The following is a 22,805-nucleotide window of genomic DNA, read 5'->3' on the forward strand; positions in this document are numbered from 1 at the left end:
GACGCTACAGCCTCGCTTGTCGGGGAGAAAGCCTTTCTGCGGGCCTTTTCGGGTGGCGAAATTGACCGCTGCCGACTATGTGGGCGCCCATGAAGATTGCCATCGCTTCCGATCACGCCGCGCTCGACCTGAAGGCCGACTTGCGCGAATGGCTCATCGAACTGGGTCACGAAGTCGCCGACCTCGGGCCGGACACCGCCGATTCGGTCGACTATCCGGATTTCGGCTACCTGCTTGCGGGCGTCGTCGCGGAAGGCACGGTGGATCGAGGGATCGCGCTGTGCGGGTCGGGCATCGGCATCTCGATGGCAGTCAACCGCAACGCAGCCGTGCGCTGTGCGCTGGTGTCGGAACCTGTCTCAGCCCGGCTCTGCCGCGAGCACAACGATGCCAATGTCATTGCCATGGGTGCCCGTCTGATCGGGCCGGATATGGCGAAAGCCTGTATTGAGGCATTCCTGCAATCGGAGTTTGAAGGCGGTCGGCACCAGCGCCGCGTCGACAAGCTGTCCAATCCGTCCTGAAAGATCTGACATGACCACCGCAACCCAAACCGCCCCTTCCGCCACCTGGCTCGACCGCTTCTGGAGCGACGACCTTGAGGCCGCCGATCCCGATGTCGCCGCGATCATCGGGCGCGAACTTGGCCGCCAGCGCGACGGGATCGAACTGATCGCGAGCGAGAACATCGCCAGCCCCGCCGTGCTGGAGGCTTGCGGCAGCGTATTCACCAACAAGTATGCGGAAGGCTATCCCGGCAAGCGCTACTACGGCGGCTGCGAGTTCGCCGACGAGGTGGAAACCCTTGCCATCGAGCGCGCGAAGCAGCTGTTCGGTTGCAACTTCGCCAACGTGCAGCCCAATTCGGGCAGCCAGATGAACCAGGCGGTGTTCCTCGCCCTGCTCCAGCCCGGCGATACCTTCATGGGGCTGGACCTTGCCAGCGGCGGACACCTGACCCACGGATCGCCCGTCAACATGAGCGGCAAGTGGTTCAACGTGGTCCCCTACGGCGTGCGCCGCGAGGACTGCCGCATCGACATGGAAGAGGTTCGCCGCCTCGCCCACGAACACAAGCCCAAGCTGATCATCTCGGGCGGCACGGCCTACCCGCGCACCTGGGACTTTGCCGAGTTCCGCAAGATCGCCGACGAGGTTGGCGCATACCTGCTGGCCGATATCTCGCACTTCTCCGGCCTTGTCGTGGGCGGCCAGCATCCTTCGCCGTTTCCGCACGCGCACGTCGTCACCAGTACGACGCACAAGAGCCTTCGCGGTCCGCGCTCGGGCATCATCCTGTGGAACGACGAGGAACTGACCAAGCCGATCAACATGGCGGTCTTCCCCGGCATGCAGGGCGGCCCGCTGATGCACACCATCGCCGGCAAGGCCGTGGCCTTCGGCGAAGCGCTGCGCCCCGAATTCCGCCTCTACGCGCAGGCCGTGGCTGAGAACGCGAAGGCGCTGGCATCCAGCCTTTCCGAAGCGGGTATCACCATCGTTTCCGGCGGTACGGACAACCATCTCATGCTGGCCGATCTCACGCCGAAGGACGTGACCGGCAAGGCAGCCGAAAAGGGCCTCGACCGCGCCCTGATGACCTGCAACAAGAACGCCATTCCCTTCGAACCGCGCTCACCCTTCGTTACCAGCGGCGTGCGGCTCGGCACGCCCGCCGGCACGACGCGCGGTTTCGGTCCGGCAGAATTCCGCAAGGTCGGCGCGCTGATGGCCGAGGTGATCGACGGCATGGCCCGCAACGGCGATGAAGGCGATGCGCAGGTCGAGGAACGGGTGCGCCGCGAAGTGGGCGACCTGTGCGCGGCATTCCCCGTCTATCCCGGCAGGTAAGTTCCGAAAGGCAACCCATGACCGACCCTGAAAAGCCCATCGACAACCGTATCCTTGCCGACGCCGTCGACGAGGTGAAGGCCATGGGTAAGGAAGGATTGGCTCACCCGTCTTCCAAGCCCGTGCTGACTGGTGCCGCCGTCGGCGCGGTGGCGGGCGGATTGCTGCCGGTCGTCACCTGGCCGGTGGGCCTGATCGCGGGTGCGGGATACATGATCTACAAGCGGATTCGACCCTAGACCATGCGCTGCCCGTTTTGTGCGAACGAAGACAGCCAGGTCAAGGATTCGCGCCCTACCGAAGACAACACGGCCATCCGTCGCCGTCGCCAGTGCGAAGGCTGTGGCGCGCGCTTTACCACGTTCGAGCGGGTGCAACTGCGCGACGTAACCGTGCTGAAATCCACCGGCGAAGGCACCCCGCCCCGGCGCGAGAGCTTCGACAGGTCCAAGATCGAACAGTCGGTCGCCCTCGCATGCCGCAAGCGCGGGATCGAGCAGGAGCGTATCGACCAACTCGTGTCCGGCATCCAGCGGCAGGTCGAGACGGCGGGCGACAGCGAGATCCCCTCGGCCCGCATCGGAGAAATGGTGATGGAGGGTCTGCGCCAGTTGGACTCGGTCGCCTACATTCGGTTCGCATCGGTCTATCGCGATTTCTCCGAGGCGCGCGATTTCGAGGAATTTGCCAGCACCATTCAGCAGGCAGGCGGCGGCAACGACTGAGTTGGCAGCGCGCTCTCGGCAAGAGAGCACATTTGCTGTAACGGTCGCCACTTAGGAGATTACCATGCGCGTTCACTTCGCTATCGCCGCTGCCGCTCTTGGCCTGTTCGCCATCCCCGCCTCCGCACAGGAAGAAGCTGTTCAGGAACGCCAGGAAGATGAAACGGCCGAACCCGCTGCTGTCGATTCCGAACTCCTCGTCGAACGGGATCGCGAGGAAGAGGTCGATCCGGACGAGGTCGTCTGCCGTCGTACGCAGCCGCAGACAGGCAGCCGCCTGCGCGGCCGGCGCACGTGCAAGACCAACAAGGAATGGGAAATGGACCGGATCGAGGCCGAGCAGTTCATGAATGAGCAGACCCGTTACCAGATGGGTGCAGGCGTCCGCGAAGGCAGCCTGAGCGACTGACGACCTTGGCTGACAATTCCCCGGTCATCGTTCTCGTCCGTCCGCAGCTTGGCGAGAACATCGGCAAGGCTGCGCGGGCGATGCTCAATTTCGGGCTGACCGAGATGCGGCTGGTGAGCCCGCGCGACGGCTGGCCGAACCCTTCGGCCGGTCCGGCGGCGGCGGGTGCCGATATCGTGCTGGAAAAGGCGCAGGTTTTCGAAACCACGGCGGAAGCGGTGGCCGATTGCGCGCACGTCTATGCCACTACCGTGCGCAAGCGCGGCGTCACCAAGCCGGTGCAGACGCCTGAAGAAGCCGCGCGCGACATTCCGCGGCAAGCCGGGCGCAGCGCAATCCTGTTCGGGCCCGAGCGTTCGGGTCTCGAGACCGAGGACGTGGCGCTTGCCCGCACGATCATTACCGCACCGATCAACCCGGAATTCGGCTCACTCAATCTCGCCCAGGCCGTGATTCTTGTGGCTTACGAACTTTCGAAGCACGCCGACCTGGTGATGCCGACGCAGGAGGACCTCCTGCCCCCGGCACCGCAGGATGAGCTCGACGGACTGATCGCGCATCTGGAGCGAATGCTCGAGCCCAAGGGCTATTTCCTTCCGGAAACCCGCGCCGACGCGACCCGCCGAACGCTGAGAGGCGTGCTGACGAAGCCGGGCTGGAACCATCTGGAAGTGCGCACCCTGCGCGGTGTATTGTCCTCGCTGGAGCGCAAACCGCGCGAAGATTGATTGCTCAACTTCCCTACTGACATTGCTGGCAAGGCTTGGTAGCGTGCGTAAAGCTTTGGGGGAGAAAGCAGCATGAAATTCAGCATTTACCCGGCAGTCGCGGCACTGGTGATCGGTGGACCCATCTTGGCGCAGGATGGGCAGCCGCAAGATGCAACCGCCACGCAGTCGGCGGCCTCGCAGCCGGCAGAAGACGAGCGCAGCGAGGAAGAGAAAGAGCGCGGACAGGAGGTCGTCTGCCGGACCGAACGCGTCACCGGATCGCTGACCCGCCGAACCCGCACGTGCATGACCCGCGACGAGTGGGCCGCGGTGGAGGCCCGGACGCGTGACGACATGATCCGGTCGGGCCGCAACGCCTCGGGCGGGGTCGAATGCCGCCAGGACGCGTTCGGCGGCTGCTGAGCCTTGCTGCCCACTTGACTTCCACGCCTGCGCAGCTAAATGCGCGCCTTCGCTGAAATTGGCTCCGCACCCCGGTGAAGCGGTGGCCGCGCCTGACGATTGGTCAGGCGGTGCGATGCCGGGTTGAATGGCTGCCGATGGGGCAGTCCAGCAAATGAAGGAAGTGACTCATGTCGAAGCGCACGCGCGCCAAGCACAAACTCGACCGCCGGATGGGCGAAAACATCTGGGGTCGTCCCAATTCTCCGGTTAACAAGCGTTCCTACGGCCCCGGCCAGCACGGCCAGCGCCGCAAGGGCAAGATGTCGGACTTCGGTCTGCAGCTGCGCGCCAAGCAGAAGCTGAAGGGCTATTACGGCGACGTCACCGAAAAGCAGTTCCGCGCCACCTACAAGGACGCCACCCGCATGAAGGGTGACACCGGCCAGAACCTGATCGGCCTGCTCGAGCGTCGTCTCGACATGATCGTCTATCGCGCCAAGTTCGCGCCGACGATCTTCGCTGCTCGCCAGATCGTTTCGCACGGCCACATCAAGGTGAACGGCGTGAAGTGCAACATCGCCTCGCGTCGCTGCGACGTGGGCGACGTGATCTCGCTGGGTGACAAGGCCAAGGAAATGGCCCTGATCATCGAAGCGCAGAGCCTGCCCGAGCGTGAAATTCCCGATTACGTTGCCCAGGAAGGCAACGACTCGGTCACCTTCAGCCGCGTTCCCACGCTGGATGAAGTGCCCTACCCGGTGCAGATGGAACCGAACCTGGTCGTCGAGTTCTACTCGCGCTAATCCGAACCGGATTACGCATCCGGTTACGCAGAAAGGGCGGTCCTTCGGGGCCGCCCTTTTTTGTTTCGGTTCAACGTCTTGGCCGGAACCGGTTGCGCTCTCGCGAATTCAGTCGAAGCCATGACACAGTATCGCTTCATCACCCCCAAACGCCGCGGCAAGTGGTACGATACGCTTGCCATGGCGCAAACCCATGCGCAGCGTTTGGGTGCCGGCTTCCTCGACCAGGCCGGACAGTTCGTCGCCTATCGCGGCACTATCCTGCAGATGCGCAGCAAGGCCTGGCCCGGAGACTGAGGAAAGCCGGCCGGAACCTAGTCCGCCAGGTTCTCTTCCAGGAAAGTATCGATGGTGCGGAGCATGTTGGCGCGTGCCCAGCCATCGCGGATACTGTGGTCGCGCTCGTCGTACTCCACCAGTTGCACCGGCTTGCCCGCGCTGCGGAGGCGCTGCTCCATCAGTCGAGACTGCTCGACCCAGGTGTTCAGGTCGTAGGTGCCGTGGAACATCAGGACGGGCGCCTGGAACTGCGCGGCGTAGCGCGTGGGGCTGCCCTCTTGCCGGTGTGGTCCGTCACCCATGAATTCGTCCCACGCACGGTAGTTGGAGTAGTAGCGGCGGCCTTCCACCAGCGCGTCGAGGTCCGTGACCGGGGCGATAGCGACGATCGCCTGGAACAGTTCGGAATCAAGCACCTGCGATTGCAGCACGGCATAGCCGCCGTAGGACCAGCCGATGCCTGCCAGCTTCTTCGGGTCGGCAATGCCTTCGCTCACCAGCCAACGGCCGGCGTCGTTCACATCGCCGATGGCGATTTCCCAGTCGCGGAAGCCGTTGCGCTGCATCCAGTTCAGGCCATAGCCCGCAGAACCGCGATAGTTCGGCTGCAGGACGGCATAGCCACGCGCGGCAAAGAACTACACCAGCCAGTCGAAACCCCACACGTCGCGCGAACTCGGGCCGCCGTGGGGCAATACGATGGCAGGCAGGTTCGTCCCGTCCGATCCGACCGGCAAAGTCAGGTAAGCGGGGATCTGCGTGCCATCCGCTGCCGGATAGGTGACGGAGCGCATTTCGGCCAAGGTCCGGCCACTGAGCGAGCTGTGCGCCGGCATAATCTCCGTCAGGGCCATGGTGTCGCGATCCAGCAGGTAGAACATGCCCGGATCGACGTCGCTGGACGTCTTGATGATCAACTTGCGCTCATCCGCTGTCGCGTCGACAAAATTGATGGAAGGATTCCCAGGCAGCGCCTGCGAGAGTTGCCCGGCCAGCGTGCCCAGCTCCTCGTCGGTGTAGTTCACATACCGCTTGTCCGTAGCATAGCTGGTGCCGACAACGCGGCGCTGGCGACCGATGCGGACGATACGATCGACGTCCACGCCCTCTTCCACGTGAACGGGTTGAACGGTGCCGCTGCCATCCAGTGCGAGCGAATAGACGCCTTCGTATCCGTCGCGAACCATGTATCCGTAGGCGACATTGCTCGCGCTATCGATCGAGTAGGGTTCGAAACCATCGACAAATCCCGCAAACCTGTCGGAACGCGACATTTCCTGCCAGCGGTTGCTGCCCGGCTCCCGGTAATAGAAGATGCGCTGGCTTCCGCCCTCGGTGCCCGCGCTGTTCTGTGCGCGCGCGATCTTAAGGCGAATGTTGCCGTTCTCGTCAGCAATGTAGCTGATGGCGTTGGGATCGGGCGCTTCCGCGCGGGTGCGGCGCCCGGTCTCGATATCGATCAATTCGACGCCAAGTCCCTCGTCATCGCTGGCGATCCGCGAACCGGTGGTGATTTCCTCCACCCAATCGCGCGAGAGGAGTATCTTGTTTTCTTCCCCCTCCACGTCGAGCGCCACGATGGACCCGCCATGATAATTGAATGAGGTGGACCGCGAGGAGATGGGAGCCGTCAGCGGTCGAAAATCGGTGCCGTCGGCTTTCATCGAGAAAATGCGGGTGAACGAAATGAGCACATTGTTGTCGGTCGGGCTGACGACATAGGCGCGGCACACCAGGCGTTCGTCCGTCGGCCATTCGCAGCGCGTGAGATCGGCACCGGCTTGTGCATATCGGGTGATCGGGCTTCCCGCCCCTTCGCCGGTGGCCAGATCAACCACGTAGACCAGTTCTGACCCGTCCGGGTTCGGGGAAATGTAGGCGATCTTCTCGCCTGACGGCGCAATGGAGATGTCGAGCACGTCCGGACGCACGCCGAAGGCCGAGGCTACCTCTTCGATGCTTTCCTGCGCTGCCGCCTCGACTGTCGGAAGGGCAAATGAGGCCAGAGCCGCGCCCGCGGCAAGAATAGTCTTCGATGTCATGAAAGCGTCCCCGAGTGTTATTGAGGGGTCAGCTTATCAATCACTTAGCGCGTTGCAAGGTAGTCTCGCCGGAAACTGTCCGCAAAATGAGCGAAATCCCCGTTTGCGATGGCATCGCGCATGGCCTGCATCAATTGCTGATAGAACGAGAGGTTGTGCTCGGTGACGAGCATGGCACCCAGCATCTCGCCCGACTTCTGCAGGTGGTGCAGGTAGGCGCGTGAATATTTCGCGCAGGTGGGACAGGTGCAGCGTTCGTCCAGCGGGCCGCTATCCTCTGCATGACGGACGTTGCGCAGGTTGAGCGGGCCGTTCCAGGTGAAAGCCTGTCCGTTGCGGCCCGAGCGGGTGGGCAGCACGCAGTCGAACATGTCTACCCCGCGCTCCACCGCGCCGACGAGATCGTCGGGCTTGCCCACGCCCATAAGGTAACGCGGGGCGTCCTCGGGCAACTGCCCGGGCGCATAGTCGAGCACGCCGAACATGGCTTCCTGCCCTTCCCCCACGGCTAGGCCGCCGATGGCATAGCCGTCGAAGCCGATCTTCCGCAGCGCCTGGGCCGAACGCGCGCGGAGGTTCTCGTCAAGCGCGCCCTGCTGGATACCGAACAGCGCGCTGCTCTCCGCATGTTTGCCCCCCGCGTCGAAAGCATCGCGACTGCGCTTTGCCCAGCGCATCGAAAGCTCCATGCTCGCTTCGATCTCTTCCATCGGGCGGTCGGCACGCGGGCATTCGTCGAAGCACATCACGATATCGCTGCCGAGCAGGCGCTGGATTTCCATCGAGCGTTCGGGGCTGAGCATGTGTTTCGAGCCATCGATGTGGCTGCGGAATTCTACGCCCTCCTCGGTCAGCTTGCGAAGCTCGGACAGGCTCATCACTTGGTATCCGCCGCTGTCCGTCAGGATCGGGCGGTCCCAGCGCATGAACTGGTGCAGTCCGCCAAGCCTCGCCACCCGCTCGGCGCCCGGGCGCAGCATCAGGTGATAGGTGTTGCCGAGGATGATGTCCGCCCCGGTGGCGCGCACGTCCTCGGGCTTCATCGCTTTCACCGTCGCGGCGGTGCCCACCGGCATGAAGGCAGGCGTGCGGATGGTGCCGCGCCGCATGACGATTGCGCCGGTGCGCGCCTTGCCGTCCGTTGCGTGGACGGTGAAAGCGAAGCGCGGGCGCTCAGAAGCCATAAACAAGCGTGAAGCGGGACAGCGTATCGGTCTTCACCGCGCCTGCGGGCGGGTTGCTGTCGTATTCGATCGTCCAGGAAAGACGAGCGCTCAACGCGTCGGTCAGCCCGGCTTCAAGTCCCGTGGTGGCGGAGATGCTGGTGTTGGCACTATCCACGATCACCAGCGCCTCTCCGCCGGTTTCCACCGTGGAACTGGCGTCCTGCGTGAACTTGAGGTTGTCGGAGATATCCCAGGCGAAATCGGCGCCGAACAGACCCGCCAGGCGACTCGCGCTGGTGCCATCGGTGAACTGGGTGATGCGATAGGCCGGGCCTGCCTTGACCGAGAGCTCCATGTTCTCCTCGTCGATCACCTTGTAGCCAATGCCGCCGGACAGCGCATAGCGCGAGGAATAGCCTTGTCGCCGGTCACGCTCGTACTGGGCAAGACCATAGGCAAACAGGCGCTCGCTGATCTGGTATCGCGGCTCGTAACGGGCCAGGAACTGTTCGCGCGAAGTTGCCCCGTTCAGGCGGCGATAGTCCGCCGTCAGGCGCAGGCGGTGCTCCCAGTCGATGCCCTCGCGCTCGAGCGCCAGCGCTGCCGTGACGCCGAACTCATCGGTGTTGCCGCTGGACTGGAAAGCGCCGATCTGCCCTTCCCCGCTCCAGTTGTCGAACAGCCCCGCCTGGCGAAGCTCGGCCTCTTCCTGCGCGGCTTGCGCAGCGGCGATTTCCGCCTGGTCGGCCTGGTATTGGGTCCAGATCGCGTCGATTTCGCCTGCATCGCCGGGGAAGGCAGCACGGGCCGTGGCCACCACGGCCTCGACCCGTTCGGCATCGCCGCTGGCAATAGCGGCATCGATCATCGTGCGCGCGGCTTCGGGAAGCTCCGCCGCAGCAGGGGCGGAGAAAAGCAGGACTGGAAGGGCAAGAAGAGGCAGTTTCGTCATGACTGCACCCCGCTAGCGCGTCATTCGCGCAATCGCCACCCTGTCTTGAAAATCCACGCGATGATGGCGACGCAAACCAGCAGGAAGCCCAGCGTCGCGGCCAGCGAAATGGCTATCGGGAAGTCCGACTGGCCAAGGAAGGTCCAGCGAAGGCCATTCACCAGATAGACGACCGGGTTGATCATCGCGACCGAGCGCCACGGTTCACCCAGCATGTCCAGCGAATAGAACGTGCCGCCAAGGAAAGTGAGCGGCATGATGATGAGCAGCGGCACGATCTGCAGCTTCTCGAACCCGTCCGCCCACAGGCCGATGATGAAACCGAGAAGGGAAAACGTCGCTGCTACCAGCAGGATGTAGAAGAACGCATAGACCGGGTGCTGCAACTGGTAATCCACGATCAGCGCCGCCGTGCCGAGGATCACTACGGCAAGAATCAGGGATTTCACCGCTGCCGCGCCCACGAAGCCGATCAGCGTTTCGGCCACACCCACCGGCGCAGACAGCAGCTCGTAGATCGCGCCGGTGAACTTGGGCATGTAGATGCCGAAGCTGGCGTTGCTCGTGCTTTCGGTCAGCAAGGTCAGCATCAGCAGGCCGGGGACGATGAAGCTGGCGTAGTCCGTGCCGCCCGGCAGCTCCATGCGGCTGCCGATCGCCGCGCCGAAGACCACCAGGTAGAGCGACGTTGTGATGACGGGCGAGGCAATGGAGCCGAACGCCGTTCGGAACATGCGCATCAGTTCGTTCTTGAAAATCGCGAAAGCACCGCGAGCATTGAATGTCATGCCGTCACCTCCCGCTCATTCAGCAGGTCGACGAAAATGTCCTCCAGCGTGCTTTCGCGGGTTTCCATTCCAGTGAAGACGAGGCCTTCACGCGTCATGGTGTGTGCGATTTCCGCCACGTCGCGCTTGCCTTGTCCGGTGCCATCGCCACCGCGGTATACCAGGCAGGCACCGCCCTGTTCGAGGTGCAGCGCGAAGCCGGAAAGCGAGGCTGGGACTTCAGCCAGCGGCTTATCGAAGGTGAAATGCGCCTCCGTGCGGCCGAGCTTGGCCATGATAGCGTCCTTCTCGTCCACCAGCAGGATGCGCCCCTTGTTGATGACGCCCACCCGGTCGGCCATTTCCTCGGCCTCCTCGATATAATGCGTGGTGAGGATGATCGTGGTCCCGCGCTCGCGCAACGCGTCGATCTGGCGCCACATGTCGCGCCGCAATTCCACGTCCACACCGGCGGTCGGTTCATCGAGGAAGAGCAGTTGCGGATCGTGCGCCAGTGCCTTGGCGATCATCACACGGCGCTTCATCCCACCCGACAACTCGCGAATGGCGGCATCGCGCTTGTCCCACAGGCTGAGGCTGCGCAGCACTTCCTCGATCCGCTTCTCGTCGGGCGCGCAGCCGAACATGCCGCGCGAGTAGCGCACCTGCCGGATGACCTTGTCGAACATGTCGAAGCTGAGTTCCTGCGGCACCAGCCCGATATCGCGGCGCACCTGCTTCCAGTGCTTCGCCAGGTCCATGCCGAATGCCGTGATCGTGCCGCCGGTGGGACGTACCATGCCGCATACGGAGCCGATCAGCGTCGTCTTGCCCGCGCCGTTTGGCCCCAGCAGCGCAAAAATCTCGCCCCGTTTGATAGTGAGATCGACGCCGTCAAGCGCCTTCACGCCGCCCTTGTAGGTTTTCTCAAGGCCACGAATGTCGAGAATCGGTTCGGACATGAAAGCCCTTGTGGGGCGGGAGCCGGGAATTGCAAGCTGGCCCTATGGGATCAACAGGCTGGAATCGCCGTAGCTGTAGAACCGGTACCCTTCCGCGATGGCGTGGGCATAGACTTCCTGCATCCGCTCGGTGCCCATCAGGGCGGAGACGAGCATCATCAGCGTTGATTTGGGCAGGTGGAAATTGGTCATCAGGCCGTCCACTGCCCGGAACTTGTAACCGGGCGTGATGAAGATCGACGTATCGCCGGAAAACGGGCGGATCATGCCGTCTTCTCCGGTCGCGCTTTCCAGCAGTCTGAGACTGGTGGTGCCTACTGCGATCACCCGGCCACCGTCCGCGCGCACAGCATTGAGGCGGTCGGCAGTCTCGGCCGAGATCGTACCGAACTCGGCGTGCATACGGTGGTCGTCCGTGTCTTCCGCCTTCACCGGCAGGAACGTGCCCGCCCCCACGTGCAGGGTAAGCGTCTCACGGCCGATCCCCGCCTCGTCCAGTGCGGCGATCAGGCGGTCAGTGAAATGCAGCGCGGCCGTGGGGGCGGCAACAGCGCCATCCTCGCGCGCGAACATCGTCTGGTAATCCTCGCGGTCCTGCGCGTCCGTCTCTCGCTTGCCCGCGATATAGGGCGGCAGCGGCATTCGCCCGGCCCGCTCCAGCAAGATCTCGACAGGCTCCTCGCCTTCGAAGGCCAGGGTGAAGCTGCCGTCTTCGTGACGATCTTCCGCCACGGCGAACACGTCTGCCCCGAACTCGATGCGATCGCCGGGCTTCAGGCGCTTGGCATTGCGGATGAAGGCCTGCCAGCGACGCAAGTCCAAGCGCTTGTGCAGCGTCGCGCCGATGCGCGCCTCCCCGCGCCGCCCCTCGAGCTGGGCAGGGATGACGCGGGTATCGTTGAACACCAGAACATCGCCTGCCCGCAGCAACTTCGGCAGGTCGAGCACCCCGCAATCGGCAATTGGCTCGTCACCATTCACGACCAGCATGCGCGCGGCATCGCGCGGCCGCGCCGGGCGCAGCGCGATCAATTCCTGCGGCAGGTCGAAATCGAAGAGATCAACGCGCATCAGCTAACCACCGATCACCCTGAGCCTGTCGAAGGGCCCGCATGGGCGAGCTGGCTTACTCGTTGCCGGCGGCGTTGAGCATGTCGAGCGTGATGCGCTCTTCGCGCTGCGGCGTCTGGGAGGGCATCACCTGCGGCACGTTGTCTGCCGCAATGCTCGCCTGCAGGATGCGCGTGGGATTGCTGGGCGGCTCGCCCCGCTGGATGGCGTCGACGGCAGCCATGTTGTTAATCACGCGGCCGAAATTGGTGTAGCGGCGATCCAGCGCGAAACGCGGGTAGAAAACGATGAAGAACTGGCTGTTCGCGCTGTCCTCTGAATCGGCACGGGCCATTGAAACGGTGCCGCGCACGTGCGGCAGCATGTTGAACTCTTCCTCCAGGTCGGGAAGCGTGGAGCCGCCCTGCCCGGTGCCGGTCGGGTCGCCGGTCTGCGCCATGAACCCGTCGATGACGCGGTGGAACGGCACGCCGTTGTAGAACCCGTCACGCGCCAGCGTCTTGATCCGCTCCACGTGGTTGGGCGCCCATTCCGGCACCAGCCGGATCGCCACGCGCTCCCCAGTCGACAGGTCGAGCAGGAGGATGTTCTCGCGGTCTTCCTGCATGTCGAAATTGACGCGGATCGGGAGCTGCCGGGTTTGCTCGTTGGTGGACTCGACGTTCTCCACGGCCGGGGTGAGCGACATGTCCTGCGCGGCGGCAGGAGCGGCGGAGAAGGTGAAAGCGGCAGCGATGGCCGTCAGCGCGAAGTGGCGGATCATGGTCCCGTCCGAAAGTGAAAGGTGAATTGGGATGCAGCCCTATCGGCTGGGGGCTGACAGTTCAATGAACATAATGGATGCGCGATTCCTACAGCTCGCCGCGCCGACCGATTTCCTGCACACGCTTTTCCACGTGCTGCTTGATGGCCGGGCTGACGAAAGGCGCAATATCGCCGCCGTAAAGGGCGATTTCCTTCACCAGTTTGCTGGCGATGGGTTGCAGCGAGATGTCGGCCATCAGGAAGACAGTTTCGATGGAGTCGTCGAGTTGCTGGTTCATGCCCGCCATCTGGTACTCGTACTCGAAATCGGCGACGGCGCGCAGCCCGCGCACGATCAGGCTGGCCCCAACATGGCTGGCGAATTTCATCAGCAACGCGTCGAAACCGCGTATCTCGACATTCTTCAGGCCGAGCCGCTTGATCTCACTTTTCATCATGTCCATCCGCTCTTCAGGCGTGAACATCGGGTTCTTGCTGGGATTGGTGGTGACGCCGATCACCAGCCGATCCACCAGCTTGGCCCCGCGCCGGATGATATCGGCGTGGCCTAGCGTACATGGGTCGAAGGTGCCGGGATAAAGGCCGATGCGTTCTGTCATCACCGATCCCGCTCGACGATAAACCGCGCCAATGCCCGCAGCAGGTCAGCCTCTTTGCCGTGCCCCGAAAGGTGCCCGATGGCCTGTTCCGACAGCGCCCTAGCCTGCGCCCGTGCACCTTCCACGCCCATCAGCGATACGAACGTAGCCTTGCCCTGCCCCGCGTCCTTGCGCAGCGCCTTGCCGGCCTTTTCCTCGTCGCCTTCCTCGTCCAGCAGGTCGTCCGCGATCTGGAAAGCAAGGCCGATGTCGCGAGCGTAATTGCGCAAGTGGCCGCGCGCGTCTTCCGGTACTTTCGCCAGGATCGCGCCCATTTCGACGGCAGCGCCTAGCAGCGCGCCGGTCTTGAGTTGCTGCAAGCGGGTGACGCCGTGCAGGTCGAACTGTTCCTTCTCGGCAGCCATGTCCATCACCTGCCCGCCAGCCATGCCGTTGTGGCCGCTGGCGCTGGCGAGCGCGTGGACAAGCTCTGCCCGGATGAAAGGATCGGTGCTGACCAGCGTGCCGCCAAGGATCTCGAAGGCCAGCGCGTGCAGCGAATCGCCCGCAAGCACCGCTGTCGCCTCGTCATACTGCCTGTGCAGCGTGGGCTTGCCGTGGCGCAGGTCGTCATCGTCCATGCACGGAAGGTCGTCGTGGATCAGCGAATAGACGTGGATCGCCTCGATCGCGCAGCCTGCGCGCACGGCGGCATCGCGGCTGGCGCCGTACATTTCCGCCACCGTCACCAGCAGCATCGGGCGCACCCGCTTGCCGCCGTCGATCATGGCGTAGCGCATGGCCTCGACCAACGGGGCGCGGGCATCGTCGGGAACGGGAAGCAACTGGTCGAAGCAGGCATCCACCTCGCGCTGCACGCGCTGGAGCCCCCTGCCGAGAACGTCGTCCGCCATTACCAGCCCCATCGCCGTCACCCTGCGTCGAAGGGCGCGGTGCCCGTGGGTTTGCCATCGGGACCGGCGACGATCTTCTCGATCCGCTCCTGCGCTGCGTCCAGCCGCGCCTGGCAATGGCGGCGCAAAGCCTCGCCGCGTTCATAAAGCGCAATACTCTCGTCCAACGGCACTTCGCCGCCTTCCAGCCTGCGCACCACGTCCTCGAGGCTGCGGAGCGCCTCTTCAAAGCTCATCGCCGAAATGTCGGGACCACTGTCTGCCATGCAGGGACCATTGACGGTGGCAGGGCGCAGGGTCAAGCTGCGCGAGGAGCAGGAGAGCCGTAATGAAGTGGATTATCGCCTATATCGCCGCTGCATTGGCTTTCGGCGCGCTGGATGCGGTTTACCTGCGCTGGGCGGCGGACAATCTCTATCGTCCGGTGATCGGCTCCATCTTGGCGGAAGAGTTCCGCATGGGCGCGGCGATTGCCTTCTACCTTATATACATAGCGGGAATGCTGTGGTTCGCGGTGAAGCCGGGGATAGAGGCGGGCAGCGTGGGCACTGCCTTGCTCAACGGCGCGCTGCTGGGCGGGCTGTGCTACGCCACGTTCGATCTCACCAGCCAGGCCGTGCTGAAAGTGTGGTCCACCCACCTTTCGCTGATCGACATTACGTGGGGCGCCTTCGCCACAGCCGTTGCCGCAAGCGTGGCGACGTGGGCCGCGCTGCGGTTCGCGAGCTGATCCCCACACGCTAATCTGGGTAAAATTGGCGATCAGGGGACTGGCGAAGCGTCGACGCCGGGGCTAAGGCGCTCGCCATGTCAGAGATCACCGCAGAAGTCGTCGCCCAGCACGGGCTGTCCGAGGAAGAATACGAGCGCGTCCTGCACGCTCTTGGCCGCGAGCCCAACCTTGTGGAACTGGGCATCTTTTCGGTCATGTGGAGCGAGCACTGCTCCTACAAGTCCAGCCGCCTACACCTGAAGAAGCTGCCGACCGAGGCGCCCTGGGTGATCTGCGGCCCCGGCGAAAACGCGGGCGTGATCGACATCGGCGACGGACAGGCCGCCATCTTCAAGATGGAGAGCCACAATCACCCCTCCTACATCGAGCCCTACCAGGGCGCGGCGACGGGCGTCGGCGGAATCCTGCGCGACGTGTTCACCATGGGTGCCCGGCCGGTGGCCAACGCCAACGCGCTGCGTTTCGGCCGTCCCGACCACCCCAAGATGAAGCACTTGGTGCAGGGCGTCGTTGCGGGTATCGGCGGCTACGGCAACTGCGTGGGGGTGCCCACCGTGGCTGGCGAGACGAACTTCCACCCGGCCTACGACGGCAACATCCTCGTGAACGCCATGACCGTTGGCGTCGCCGATGCCGATAAGATCTTCTACTCCGCCGCAACGGGCGTCGGTAATCCCATCGTCTATGTCGGCTCCAAGACCGGGCGCGACGGCATTCACGGTGCCACCATGGCCAGCGCCGACTTCGGCGAGGATGCCGAGGAAAAGCGCCCCACCGTGCAGGTGGGCGATCCCTTCACCGAGAAGCTGCTGATCGAGGCGTGCCTCGAACTGATGGCGACCGACGCCATCGTCGCCATTCAGGACATGGGCGCTGCGGGCCTCACCTCCTCCAGCGTGGAAATGGCCACCAACGGCAAGGCGGGCATCCGGCTCGACATGAACAAGGTGCCCTGCCGCGAGGAAGGCATGACGCCTTACGAGATGATGCTGAGCGAGAGCCAGGAGCGGATGCTCATGGTGCTGAAGCCCGGCAAGGAAGAAATGGCCGCCGCCATCTTCGAGAAGTGGGAGCTAGATTTCGCCGTGATCGGCGAAGTGACCGACACCCGCCACATGGTGCTGGAATTCGACGGCGAAGTCGTCTGCGACATCCCGCTCGGCCCGCTGGCTGCCGACGCACCGGAGTACGACCGCCCCTATCTCTCGAAAGAGGAATACGCGAACTGGGCCGGTATCGAGCCGATGGTAGCACGTCCCGACAGCGGCAATCCGGGCAAGGACCTGCTCGAACTGCTGGCCTCCCCCAACCTCGCCTCCAAGGCCTGGATTTCGGAACAGTACGACAGCCAGGTGGGCGCGGATACATTGCAGACCGGCGGCGACGCTGGCGTTGTGCGTGTGCACGGCACCAAGAAGGCGCTGGCGATCAGCACCGACTGTACGCCGCGTTATGTCCATGCCAACCCTTACGAGGGGGGAAAGCAGGCAATTGCCGAGGCCTATCGCAACCTGTGCGCCGTGGGCGCGCGTCCACTGGCGGTCACCAACTGCCTCAACTTCGCCAATCCGCAGCGCCCCGAGATCATGGCCCAGTTCGTCCATGCGCTGGACGGCATGGGCGAGGCCTGCCGGGAGCTCGATTTCCCGATCGTGTCGGGCAACGTCTCTCTCTACAACGAGAGCAAGGCGACCGGCGGCGGGTCGGCGATCCTTCCGACACCCGCCATCGGCGGTGTGGGTATCATCGACGATTACGACACGATGATGACCATGGGCTTCAAGGCCGAGGGTGAGACGATCTACCTCATCGGCTCGGAAGCCTGGGCCACGCCCGATCCCGAACGCTCGCACCTCGGCAAGTCGCTGTGGCTCAGCGTGGTGCATGGCCGCGACGAGGGTCGCGCCCCGCCTGTCGACCTGACGCTGGAAAAGGCTGCTGGTAAGATCGTGCGCCAGTTGATCGCCGAGGGTCTGGTGAGCGCAGTGCACGACGTATCCGACGGTGGCATTGCCGTAGCGCTGGCCGAAATGGCCATGGCCGGCGGCATCGGCGCCGACGTCGAGCAGAACGAGCAATACACCGCTGCGCAGTGGTGGTTCGGCGAGGACCAGGGCCGCTACGTCGTCACGGTTCCCGATCCGCAGGCACTGAACGAGGCGCTGGCGAAGGGCACCGAGGACGAGGACCAGGCTCGCGTGGGATTCCGCCGCCTCGGCACGACCGGCGGCGACAGCCTGCTCGGCGTTTCGCTGGATGACATGCGCACCGCGCACCGCAGCTTCTTCAAGGAATGGATGGAGGGCTGATGCCCTCTCACCTACCCGGCGGCTATTCCGATACGCCTCTCGCCAAGAAGCTGAACCTGCGTGACGGGCAGCGGGTGTGGTTCAGCGGAATGCCGGACAGCGTCGAGCAGGAGATCGCCGAATACGCGCTCGACCTGACCTTCGTTGCGGAGCCTGAGGAAGGCGTGGATGCCGCGCATGTCTTCGTGACCGAGCCCGGGGCACTGGTGGGCGTCTTATCAAGACTGCGCGGAGCCTTGGCCACGGACGGCCAGGTCTGGGTGAGCTGGCCCAAGAAGGGGGCGGGCATGGAAGGTACGATCAACGAGCATGATGTGCGCGCTACCGGCCTGGAACTCGGTTTCGTCGACACCAAGAAATGCGCGATGGACGAAGTGTGGTCGGGCCTGAAACTCGTGATCCGCAAGGAATTGCGATGAGCGACACGCACCAGCCTTTTCCACCCCTGCCCGACCTATCGGATGAAGAACGGGTGGCCCGCGCCCGCGTTGCGTTCGAAAAGTTGAGAACCCGTCACTCCTGTCGCGCTTTCACGGACGCACCGGTGCCGCGCGAAGTGATAGAATACGCGATTCGTGCCGCCGGCACGGCGCCCAGTGGCGCCAATCACCAGCCGTGGCACTTCGCCGTCATCGGTTCGGCGGAAAACAAGCGCGCCATCCGCGAGGCAGCGGAAGCCGAAGAGCGTCGTTTCTACGGCGATGACGGTGACAAGCCCAAGGCGAGCGAGGAGTGGCTGGAGGCCCTCGCCCCCATCGGCACCGATGCGAGCAAGCCGTTCCTCGAAACCGCACCGTGGCTGATCGTCTGCTTCGCGCAGCGCACCGGCGGGATCGAGGAAGACGGGCAGACGCAGAACTATTACGTCAACGAAAGCGTCGGCATTGCCTGCGGGATGTTGATTGCCACGCTGCACGAAGCGGGACTCGCCACGCTGACGCACACGCCATCACCCATGGGCTTCCTGCGCGACCTGTGTGGTCGCCCGTCGAATGAAAAGCCGCTGATGATCGTCGTTGTGGGCCATGCAGCCGAGGACGCGATTGTTCCCGAGCACGCGCTGAAGAAAAAGCCGCTTGAGCAGATTTCAAGCTGGCTCTAGGCCACCCACTCCTCTTCGCGGATTTCCAGCAGTTTGAGCAGCGTCGTCAGGTCGCCGCGATCCACCCAGCCATTCGCCGCCGCGCGTGCCTTTGGCTTGGCACGATAAGCGATGCCGTAGGTGGAGGCTTCCAGCATCGGGATGTCGTTCGCGCCGTCTCCGGCAGCCATGCTCTGCGCTTCCTCGCCCAGCTTGCCCATTTCTTCAAGCAGGACCGATTTCTTCACTGAACTGTCGGTGATTCCGCCAACCAGTCCACCGGTCAGCTTGCCGCCGACCACTTCGAGACGGTTGCCGACCACGCGATCAAAACCAAGCTGGGTCGCGATTACATCTGCAAAATGGTGGAAGCCGCCCGTCACCAGCACGGTGCGGCAGCTTTTCGCGCGCAAAGTCTCGACCAGTATGCGCGCGCCTTCATTCGGGCGGATGCGATCATCCAGACATTGGTAGATCGCGTCTTCGTCCAGCCCTTCCAGCAGGGCCACGCGTTCGCGCAGGGCGCTTTCGAAATCGAGTTCGCCCTGCATGGCGCGCTCGGTAATGTCGGCGACCTGCGCTTTCAGGTCAGCGAAATCGGCAAGCTCGTCGATGCATTCCTGTCCGATCATGGTGGAGTCCATGTCGGAGATGAAGAGTTCAGGCACGCGGAAGAAGTCGCGCGCGATGATCGCATCGCTGGGGGCGATATGCGTGTCGATCGCCTCGCGCAGGGTTTCCAGGTCGTCGCCCGGCGTTTCGATCTGCAGAACCTCTCCGCAGAAATCGAGCATCGCGGCATGGGCTACGGACACGGACGTGCCAGCGAGCGCGGCCGTCATCGCGTCGAGGCGACTTTCCAGTGTGGCGGGGTCTGCTATCAGCCGGGCAATGAGCAAGTTGGCATCTCCAGTATCGAAACCGGTGGCGCTCATTGCAGGGCCAACCGCCAGCGGCAAGAGCGATCTGGCGGTGGACCTCGCCCTGGCTCTGGAAAACGCGGGCCGCTCGGCACTCGTCATCAACGCCGACAGCGCGCAGGTCTATGCCGATCTGAAGGTGCTGAGCGCGCGGCCAGGCGAAAACGACATGCGCGGCGTGCCGCACCGCCTGTTTGGCGCTTGGGACGGCGCACAGCCCTGCTCCGCCGCCGACTGGTCAGATGCCGCCAAACGCGAGATCGAGAATGCACACCTTGCCGGAATGGTGCCGATCCTCGTCGGCGGCACGGGCCTTTACCTACGAACCTTGCTGGAAGGGATCGCACCCATTCCAGCCATCGACAAGACCATCCGGACTGAAGTCCGGTCTCTGGATGCCTCGGCTCTCTATCAGGCCGTGCAGGCAGAAGACCCCGCAGCGGCGGATAGACTCCACGCTGGTGATACCCAGCGTCTTGCCCGCGCCCTCGAGGTCGTCCGATCCACCGGCAAGCCCTTGCACGCGTGGCAAGAGAAGAAGGTCGGCGGCATTGGCCGCGCCATAACCCTTGCCCCGCTAGTGCTGCTGCCGGATCGCGAGTGGCTCTACGAGCGGTGCGACAGGCGCTTTGCCCTGATGATGGAGAATGGCGCAGTCGAGGAAGTCAAGCGCCTGCTCACCCGAGGCCTGCCCAAAGACCTTCCGGTGATGCGCGCGATCGGCGTGCCCCAGATCGCCGCCTTCCTTCGCGGCGAGCTGTCACGGAATGAGGCGATCGCGCTCGGCCAGCAGGTCACGCGAAATTATGCGAAGCGCCAGTACACCTGGCTGCGCCACCAGCCTCCGGAAGATTGGACTCGCTTGTCGCCCGAAAGTGTCGATTTGAGAACCCAATTTGAAATATTGTTTTCCAGATAGCGGTTGACAAGACAGAATATTCCCAATAGTGACGCTCTCGGTGAGTAGGAGAGGATGACCCGGCGCAAGCGATTGTGCCGGGTCAATCTTTTCCGGCGAGCCGGGATCGCGTGGATCATGCAAGGAGAGTAACGTGTCGGATGAACGCAGCGGCGCTGCGATACTGGTCGAAAGCCTGGTGCGGCAGGGTGTCGAATTCGTGTTCGGCTATCCCGGTGGCGCCGTGCTCCCCATTTACGACGAACTGTTCTCGGACCAGCGTATCCGCCACATCCTCGTACGGCACGAGGCCGGCGCGGCGCACGCGGCGGAAGGCTATGCCCGTTCCACCGGCAAGCCCGGCGTGGTCCTCGTCACCTCCGGCCCCGGCGCAACAAATGCCATCACCGGCATTGCCGATGCCTTCCTCGATTCGATCCCGCTGGTCGTGATCACCGGGCAGGTGCCCACCAATCTGATCGGTACCGATGCCTTCCAGGAAGCCGATACCGTCGGCCTGACGCGGCACTGCACGAAGCATAACTACCTGGTCAGGGACCCTGCAGATCTTGCCGCCACGATCGAGGAGGCGTTCGAAATCGCTTCCAGCGGGCGCCCAGGCCCTGTCGTTATCGACGTTCCCAAGAACGTGCAGATTGCTACGGCTGCGATGCCTGCAGGCGCGACGGAACGGAAAAAGCGCTACCAGCCGCGCACCGTCGGCTCGGCAGAGGAAATCGCCGAGGCGGTGGAGCTTATCGCAAATGCTGAGCGTCCCGTGCTCTATACGGGCGGCGGCGTGATCAATTCCGGCCCGGCTGCATCCGAGGCGCTGCGCAGGTTCCAGAAATTGACCGGCGCGCCGCTCACCAGCACGCTGATGGGCCTTGGCGCCTTCCCCGCCGATCATCCCGACTGGCTTGGGATGCTGGGCATGCACGGCACCTACGAAGCCAACATGGCGATGAACCAGTGCGACGTGATGATTTGCGTGGGCGCTCGTTTTGACGACCGCGTGACGGGCCGCCTCGATGCCTTCTCGCCGGATTCGAAGAAGATCCACATCGATATCGACCGGGCCAGCATCAACAAGGTGGTGCCGGTCGACCTCGGCATCGTCGGCGATTGCGGCACCGTGCTGGAACAGATGATCGAGTGCTGGGGCAGCCGCAAGGCGAAGGACCTTGGCGAATGGAAGGCCCGCGTCACCGGCTGGAAAGCGCGGGACAGTCTCGCCTATCCGGAAAAGGGTGAAGCGCTGATGCCGCAGAAGGCGGTCGAGACGCTGTTCGCCATGACCAGGGACCGCGACCCCATCATCACCACCGAAGTGGGCCAGCACCAGATGTGGGCGGCTCAGTACTTCGGTTTCATGGGGCCGAACAAGTGGCTGACCAGCGGCGGTCTCGGCACGATGGGCTATGGCCTGCCCGCTGCGATCGGTGCGCAGTTGGGCAATCCGGGCAGCCTCGTGATCGACATTGCCGGTGAAGCCTCGATCCAGATGAACATCCAGGAACTGGGCACTGCCAGCCAGTTCCGCCTTCCGGTGAAAGTTTTCATCCTCAACAACGAATACATGGGCATGGTTCGCCAGTGGCAGGAACTCACCTACGAAAGCCGCTATTCGAACAGCTATTCCGATAGCCTGCCCGATTTCGTGAAACTGGCCGAGAGCTACGGCTGGAAGGGCATCCGCATCACGGGCGAGCACGAATTGGAAGACGGCATACGTGCCATGCTGGACCATGACGGGCCGGTGATCGTGGATTGCCACGTATCGAAGGAAGCCAACTGCTTCCCGATGATTCCATCGGGCGCGGCGCATACCGAAATGCTGCTCTATGGCGATCAGCACGGCGGCACCATGGCCGACGAAGCCAAGGCCCTGGTGTAAGGAAACACGCGAAATGAAGATCGAACATCGCGCAGCCGAGCGCCACGTGCTGACCGTGGTGGTGGACAACGAACCGGGCATTCTCGCCAAGATCACCGGCCTGTTCACCGCCCGCGGCTACAACATCGACAGCCTGACCGTGGCGGATATTTCCGAGGACCATGCCATCAGTCGCATCACCATCGTCACCGGCGGCCCGCCTCAGGTCATCGATCAGATCATGGCACAGCTGGAGCGGCTGGTGCCCGTCCACCGCGTGACAGATCTCACCGATGAAGGCCCGCACGTGGAGCGCGAACTGGCACTGGTGAAGGTAAAGGGCACGGGCGAGCACCGCGTGGAAGCCCTGCGCATCGCCGACGTTTTCCGCGCCAGCGTGGTCGACACCACGACCGAGAGCTTCGTTTTCGAGCTGACCGGCGCAAAGGACAAGATCGACAGTTTCATCGCGCTCATGCGCGGTCTTGGCCTCGTCGAGGTCGGCCGCTCCGGCATCGTCGGCATGATGCGCGGCAGCGAGGGGGCGTAAGGGCCACCCATTCCAATCATTCACCGGGAGGCCTATGCC

General features: G+C 63.7%; 27 protein-coding genes and 1 pseudogene. 16 read left to right on the top strand and 12 right to left on the bottom strand.

What is annotated here, in order from left to right:
- Positions 1-89: 89 nt before the first annotated feature.
- The 9 genes from rpiB (at position 90) to ABFX23_RS04805 (ending at position 5,200) form a co-directional block, all read left to right on the top strand.
- The gene (rpiB, locus tag ABFX23_RS04765; RefSeq protein ID WP_346031974.1) at positions 90-524 is read left to right on the top strand and encodes a ribose 5-phosphate isomerase B; all 435 of its coding nucleotides are present in this window, start codon (positions 90-92) and stop codon (positions 522-524) included.
- Positions 525-534: 10 nt separating this feature from the next.
- Positions 535-1,851: a serine hydroxymethyltransferase gene (glyA, locus tag ABFX23_RS04770; RefSeq protein ID WP_346031975.1), complete on the top strand. Its 1,317-nt coding sequence runs from the start codon at positions 535-537 to the stop codon at positions 1,849-1,851.
- Positions 1,852-1,868: 17 nt separating this feature from the next.
- On the top strand, positions 1,869-2,090 hold the full coding sequence (locus ABFX23_RS04775) for a hypothetical protein (protein ID WP_120078494.1): 222 nt from the start codon (positions 1,869-1,871) through the stop codon (positions 2,088-2,090).
- Positions 2,091-2,093: 3 nt separating this feature from the next.
- Positions 2,094-2,576, top strand: a complete 483-nt coding sequence (nrdR, locus tag ABFX23_RS04780) for a transcriptional regulator NrdR (RefSeq protein WP_346031976.1) — start codon at positions 2,094-2,096, stop codon at positions 2,574-2,576.
- A gap of 64 nt (positions 2,577-2,640) precedes the next feature.
- A complete protein-coding gene (locus ABFX23_RS04785) occupies positions 2,641-2,985 on the top strand; it encodes a hypothetical protein (protein ID WP_346031977.1) in 345 nt (114 codons plus the stop codon).
- A gap of 5 nt (positions 2,986-2,990) precedes the next feature.
- Entirely contained in the window at positions 2,991-3,713 is a 723-nt protein-coding gene (locus tag ABFX23_RS04790; RefSeq protein WP_346031978.1) for an RNA methyltransferase, read from the top strand.
- A 72-nt stretch (positions 3,714-3,785) separates the two neighbouring features.
- Positions 3,786-4,118 (top strand): hypothetical protein, encoded by a 333-nt coding sequence (locus ABFX23_RS04795; RefSeq protein WP_346031979.1) that lies wholly within the window; start codon positions 3,786-3,788, stop codon positions 4,116-4,118.
- Positions 4,119-4,288: 170 nt separating this feature from the next.
- Positions 4,289-4,903, top strand: a complete 615-nt coding sequence (gene rpsD / locus ABFX23_RS04800) for a 30S ribosomal protein S4 (protein ID WP_120078490.1) — start codon at positions 4,289-4,291, stop codon at positions 4,901-4,903.
- Between the two features lie 120 nt (positions 4,904-5,023).
- Positions 5,024-5,200 carry a hypothetical protein gene (locus tag ABFX23_RS04805; RefSeq protein ID WP_162925345.1) on the top strand — a complete coding sequence of 59 codons (177 nt, stop codon included), beginning with the start codon at positions 5,024-5,026 and terminating at the stop codon, positions 5,198-5,200.
- A 17-nt stretch (positions 5,201-5,217) separates the two neighbouring features.
- On the opposite strand, the pseudogene ABFX23_RS04810 reads toward ABFX23_RS04805, so the two are convergent.
- The 11 genes and pseudogenes from ABFX23_RS04810 to ABFX23_RS04860 all read right to left on the bottom strand — a co-directional run.
- A pseudogene (locus ABFX23_RS04810) lies at positions 5,218-5,808 on the bottom strand (alpha/beta hydrolase family protein); the annotation flags it as partial.
- 12 nt (positions 5,809-5,820) lie between these two features.
- Entirely contained in the window at positions 5,821-7,224 is a 1,404-nt protein-coding gene (locus ABFX23_RS04815; protein WP_346031980.1) for an alpha/beta hydrolase family protein, read from the bottom strand.
- 44 nt (positions 7,225-7,268) lie between these two features.
- Positions 7,269-8,408 carry a tRNA guanosine(34) transglycosylase Tgt gene (gene tgt, locus ABFX23_RS04820; protein ID WP_346031981.1) on the bottom strand — a complete coding sequence of 380 codons (1,140 nt, stop codon included), beginning with the start codon at positions 8,406-8,408 and terminating at the stop codon, positions 7,269-7,271.
- Positions 8,398-9,342 (bottom strand): DUF481 domain-containing protein, encoded by a 945-nt coding sequence (locus tag ABFX23_RS04825; protein ID WP_346031982.1) that lies wholly within the window; start codon positions 9,340-9,342, stop codon positions 8,398-8,400. Before ABFX23_RS04825 ends, tgt begins: the two co-directional genes overlap by 11 nt.
- Positions 9,343-9,362: 20 nt before the next feature.
- On the bottom strand, positions 9,363-10,130 hold the full coding sequence (locus ABFX23_RS04830) for an ABC transporter permease (RefSeq protein WP_346031983.1): 768 nt from the start codon (positions 10,128-10,130) through the stop codon (positions 9,363-9,365).
- On the bottom strand, positions 10,127-11,071 hold the full coding sequence (locus tag ABFX23_RS04835; RefSeq protein WP_346031984.1) for an ABC transporter ATP-binding protein: 945 nt from the start codon (positions 11,069-11,071) through the stop codon (positions 10,127-10,129). Before ABFX23_RS04835 ends, ABFX23_RS04830 begins: the two co-directional genes overlap by 4 nt.
- Positions 11,072-11,113: 42 nt before the next feature.
- The gene (gene queA, locus ABFX23_RS04840) at positions 11,114-12,142 is read right to left on the bottom strand and encodes a tRNA preQ1(34) S-adenosylmethionine ribosyltransferase-isomerase QueA (RefSeq protein WP_346031985.1); all 1,029 of its coding nucleotides are present in this window, start codon (positions 12,140-12,142) and stop codon (positions 11,114-11,116) included.
- Positions 12,143-12,197: 55 nt separating this feature from the next.
- Positions 12,198-12,905, bottom strand: a complete 708-nt coding sequence (locus ABFX23_RS04845) for a peptidylprolyl isomerase (protein WP_346031986.1) — start codon at positions 12,903-12,905, stop codon at positions 12,198-12,200.
- Positions 12,906-12,993: 88 nt separating this feature from the next.
- Positions 12,994-13,506 carry a pantetheine-phosphate adenylyltransferase gene (gene coaD, locus ABFX23_RS04850; protein ID WP_346031987.1) on the bottom strand — a complete coding sequence of 171 codons (513 nt, stop codon included), beginning with the start codon at positions 13,504-13,506 and terminating at the stop codon, positions 12,994-12,996.
- The gene (locus ABFX23_RS04855) at positions 13,506-14,399 is read right to left on the bottom strand and encodes a polyprenyl synthetase family protein (protein ID WP_428831646.1); all 894 of its coding nucleotides are present in this window, start codon (positions 14,397-14,399) and stop codon (positions 13,506-13,508) included. The genes coaD and ABFX23_RS04855 overlap by 1 nt, the downstream gene beginning before the upstream one ends.
- Positions 14,400-14,416: 17 nt before the next feature.
- Positions 14,417-14,665 (bottom strand): exodeoxyribonuclease VII small subunit, encoded by a 249-nt coding sequence (locus ABFX23_RS04860; protein ID WP_120078778.1) that lies wholly within the window; start codon positions 14,663-14,665, stop codon positions 14,417-14,419.
- A gap of 62 nt (positions 14,666-14,727) precedes the next feature.
- Between ABFX23_RS04860 and ABFX23_RS04865 the strand changes: the two genes are divergently transcribed.
- The 4 genes from ABFX23_RS04865 (at position 14,728) to ABFX23_RS04880 (ending at position 18,543) form a co-directional block, all read left to right on the top strand.
- Positions 14,728-15,129 carry a DUF2177 family protein gene (locus ABFX23_RS04865; RefSeq protein WP_346031989.1) on the top strand — a complete coding sequence of 134 codons (402 nt, stop codon included), beginning with the start codon at positions 14,728-14,730 and terminating at the stop codon, positions 15,127-15,129.
- A gap of 77 nt (positions 15,130-15,206) precedes the next feature.
- Positions 15,207-17,441, top strand: a complete 2,235-nt coding sequence (purL, locus tag ABFX23_RS04870; RefSeq protein WP_346031990.1) for a phosphoribosylformylglycinamidine synthase subunit PurL — start codon at positions 15,207-15,209, stop codon at positions 17,439-17,441.
- Complete coding sequence (locus ABFX23_RS04875) at positions 17,441-17,860, top strand: DUF3052 family protein (protein WP_346031991.1); 420 nt, start codon at positions 17,441-17,443, stop codon at positions 17,858-17,860. The genes purL and ABFX23_RS04875 overlap by 1 nt, the downstream gene beginning before the upstream one ends.
- Positions 17,857-18,543 carry a nitroreductase family protein gene (locus tag ABFX23_RS04880; RefSeq protein ID WP_346031992.1) on the top strand — a complete coding sequence of 229 codons (687 nt, stop codon included), beginning with the start codon at positions 17,857-17,859 and terminating at the stop codon, positions 18,541-18,543. The genes ABFX23_RS04875 and ABFX23_RS04880 overlap by 4 nt, the downstream gene beginning before the upstream one ends.
- Here the strand turns inward: ABFX23_RS04880 and serB are convergent.
- Positions 18,540-19,457: a phosphoserine phosphatase SerB gene (gene serB, locus ABFX23_RS04885; RefSeq protein ID WP_346031993.1), complete on the bottom strand. Its 918-nt coding sequence runs from the start codon at positions 19,455-19,457 to the stop codon at positions 18,540-18,542. The genes ABFX23_RS04880 and serB overlap by 4 nt on opposite strands.
- Between serB and miaA the strand changes: the two genes are divergently transcribed.
- From miaA to ilvN, 3 genes are all read left to right on the top strand, one after another.
- A complete protein-coding gene (gene miaA, locus ABFX23_RS04890; RefSeq protein ID WP_346031994.1) occupies positions 19,414-20,361 on the top strand; it encodes a tRNA (adenosine(37)-N6)-dimethylallyltransferase MiaA in 948 nt (315 codons plus the stop codon). The two genes, serB and miaA, sit on opposite strands and share 44 nt — an antisense overlap.
- Positions 20,362-20,494: 133 nt before the next feature.
- Positions 20,495-22,237, top strand: a complete 1,743-nt coding sequence (gene ilvB, locus ABFX23_RS04895) for a biosynthetic-type acetolactate synthase large subunit (RefSeq protein WP_346031995.1) — start codon at positions 20,495-20,497, stop codon at positions 22,235-22,237.
- Between the two features lie 13 nt (positions 22,238-22,250).
- A complete protein-coding gene (gene ilvN / locus ABFX23_RS04900) occupies positions 22,251-22,766 on the top strand; it encodes an acetolactate synthase small subunit (protein WP_346031996.1) in 516 nt (171 codons plus the stop codon).
- The last annotated feature ends 39 nt before the right edge of the window (positions 22,767-22,805 follow it).

Source organism: Erythrobacter westpacificensis (assembly GCF_039542285.1).
Classification (GTDB): Bacteria; Pseudomonadota; Alphaproteobacteria; order Sphingomonadales; family Sphingomonadaceae; genus Alteraurantiacibacter; species Alteraurantiacibacter westpacificensis.

What these genes read in the sequence shown, in the direction of transcription:
- rpiB (WP_346031974.1), top strand. Translation starts at nt 90, where the DNA reads ATGAAGATTGCCATCGCTTCCGATCACGCCGCGCTCGACCTGAAGGCC.
- glyA (WP_346031975.1), top strand. Translation starts at nt 535, where the DNA reads ATGACCACCGCAACCCAAACCGCCCCTTCCGCCACCTGGCTCGACCGC.
- ABFX23_RS04775 (WP_120078494.1), top strand. Translation starts at nt 1,869, where the DNA reads ATGACCGACCCTGAAAAGCCCATCGACAACCGTATCCTTGCCGACGCC.
- nrdR (WP_346031976.1), top strand. Translation starts at nt 2,094, where the DNA reads ATGCGCTGCCCGTTTTGTGCGAACGAAGACAGCCAGGTCAAGGATTCG.
- ABFX23_RS04785 (WP_346031977.1), top strand. Translation starts at nt 2,641, where the DNA reads ATGCGCGTTCACTTCGCTATCGCCGCTGCCGCTCTTGGCCTGTTCGCC.
- ABFX23_RS04795 (WP_346031979.1), top strand. Translation starts at nt 3,786, where the DNA reads ATGAAATTCAGCATTTACCCGGCAGTCGCGGCACTGGTGATCGGTGGA.
- rpsD (WP_120078490.1), top strand. Translation starts at nt 4,289, where the DNA reads ATGTCGAAGCGCACGCGCGCCAAGCACAAACTCGACCGCCGGATGGGC.
- ABFX23_RS04805 (WP_162925345.1), top strand. Translation starts at nt 5,024, where the DNA reads ATGACACAGTATCGCTTCATCACCCCCAAACGCCGCGGCAAGTGGTAC.
- ABFX23_RS04815 (WP_346031980.1), bottom strand. Translation starts at nt 7,224, where the DNA reads ATGACATCGAAGACTATTCTTGCCGCGGGCGCGGCTCTGGCCTCATTT.
- tgt (WP_346031981.1), bottom strand. Translation starts at nt 8,408, where the DNA reads ATGGCTTCTGAGCGCCCGCGCTTCGCTTTCACCGTCCACGCAACGGAC.
- ABFX23_RS04825 (WP_346031982.1), bottom strand. Translation starts at nt 9,342, where the DNA reads ATGACGAAACTGCCTCTTCTTGCCCTTCCAGTCCTGCTTTTCTCCGCC.
- ABFX23_RS04830 (WP_346031983.1), bottom strand. Translation starts at nt 10,130, where the DNA reads ATGACATTCAATGCTCGCGGTGCTTTCGCGATTTTCAAGAACGAACTG.
- ABFX23_RS04835 (WP_346031984.1), bottom strand. Translation starts at nt 11,071, where the DNA reads ATGTCCGAACCGATTCTCGACATTCGTGGCCTTGAGAAAACCTACAAG.
- queA (WP_346031985.1), bottom strand. Translation starts at nt 12,142, where the DNA reads ATGCGCGTTGATCTCTTCGATTTCGACCTGCCGCAGGAATTGATCGCG.
- ABFX23_RS04845 (WP_346031986.1), bottom strand. Translation starts at nt 12,905, where the DNA reads ATGATCCGCCACTTCGCGCTGACGGCCATCGCTGCCGCTTTCACCTTC.
- coaD (WP_346031987.1), bottom strand. Translation starts at nt 13,506, where the DNA reads ATGACAGAACGCATCGGCCTTTATCCCGGCACCTTCGACCCATGTACG.
- ABFX23_RS04855 (WP_428831646.1), bottom strand. Translation starts at nt 14,399, where the DNA reads ATGGCGGACGACGTTCTCGGCAGGGGGCTCCAGCGCGTGCAGCGCGAG.
- ABFX23_RS04860 (WP_120078778.1), bottom strand. Translation starts at nt 14,665, where the DNA reads ATGGCAGACAGTGGTCCCGACATTTCGGCGATGAGCTTTGAAGAGGCG.
- ABFX23_RS04865 (WP_346031989.1), top strand. Translation starts at nt 14,728, where the DNA reads ATGAAGTGGATTATCGCCTATATCGCCGCTGCATTGGCTTTCGGCGCG.
- purL (WP_346031990.1), top strand. Translation starts at nt 15,207, where the DNA reads ATGTCAGAGATCACCGCAGAAGTCGTCGCCCAGCACGGGCTGTCCGAG.
- ABFX23_RS04875 (WP_346031991.1), top strand. Translation starts at nt 17,441, where the DNA reads ATGCCCTCTCACCTACCCGGCGGCTATTCCGATACGCCTCTCGCCAAG.
- ABFX23_RS04880 (WP_346031992.1), top strand. Translation starts at nt 17,857, where the DNA reads ATGAGCGACACGCACCAGCCTTTTCCACCCCTGCCCGACCTATCGGAT.
- miaA (WP_346031994.1), top strand. Translation starts at nt 19,414, where the DNA reads ATGAGCAAGTTGGCATCTCCAGTATCGAAACCGGTGGCGCTCATTGCA.
- serB (WP_346031993.1), bottom strand. Translation starts at nt 19,457, where the DNA reads ATGAGCGCCACCGGTTTCGATACTGGAGATGCCAACTTGCTCATTGCC.
- ilvN (WP_346031996.1), top strand. Translation starts at nt 22,251, where the DNA reads ATGAAGATCGAACATCGCGCAGCCGAGCGCCACGTGCTGACCGTGGTG.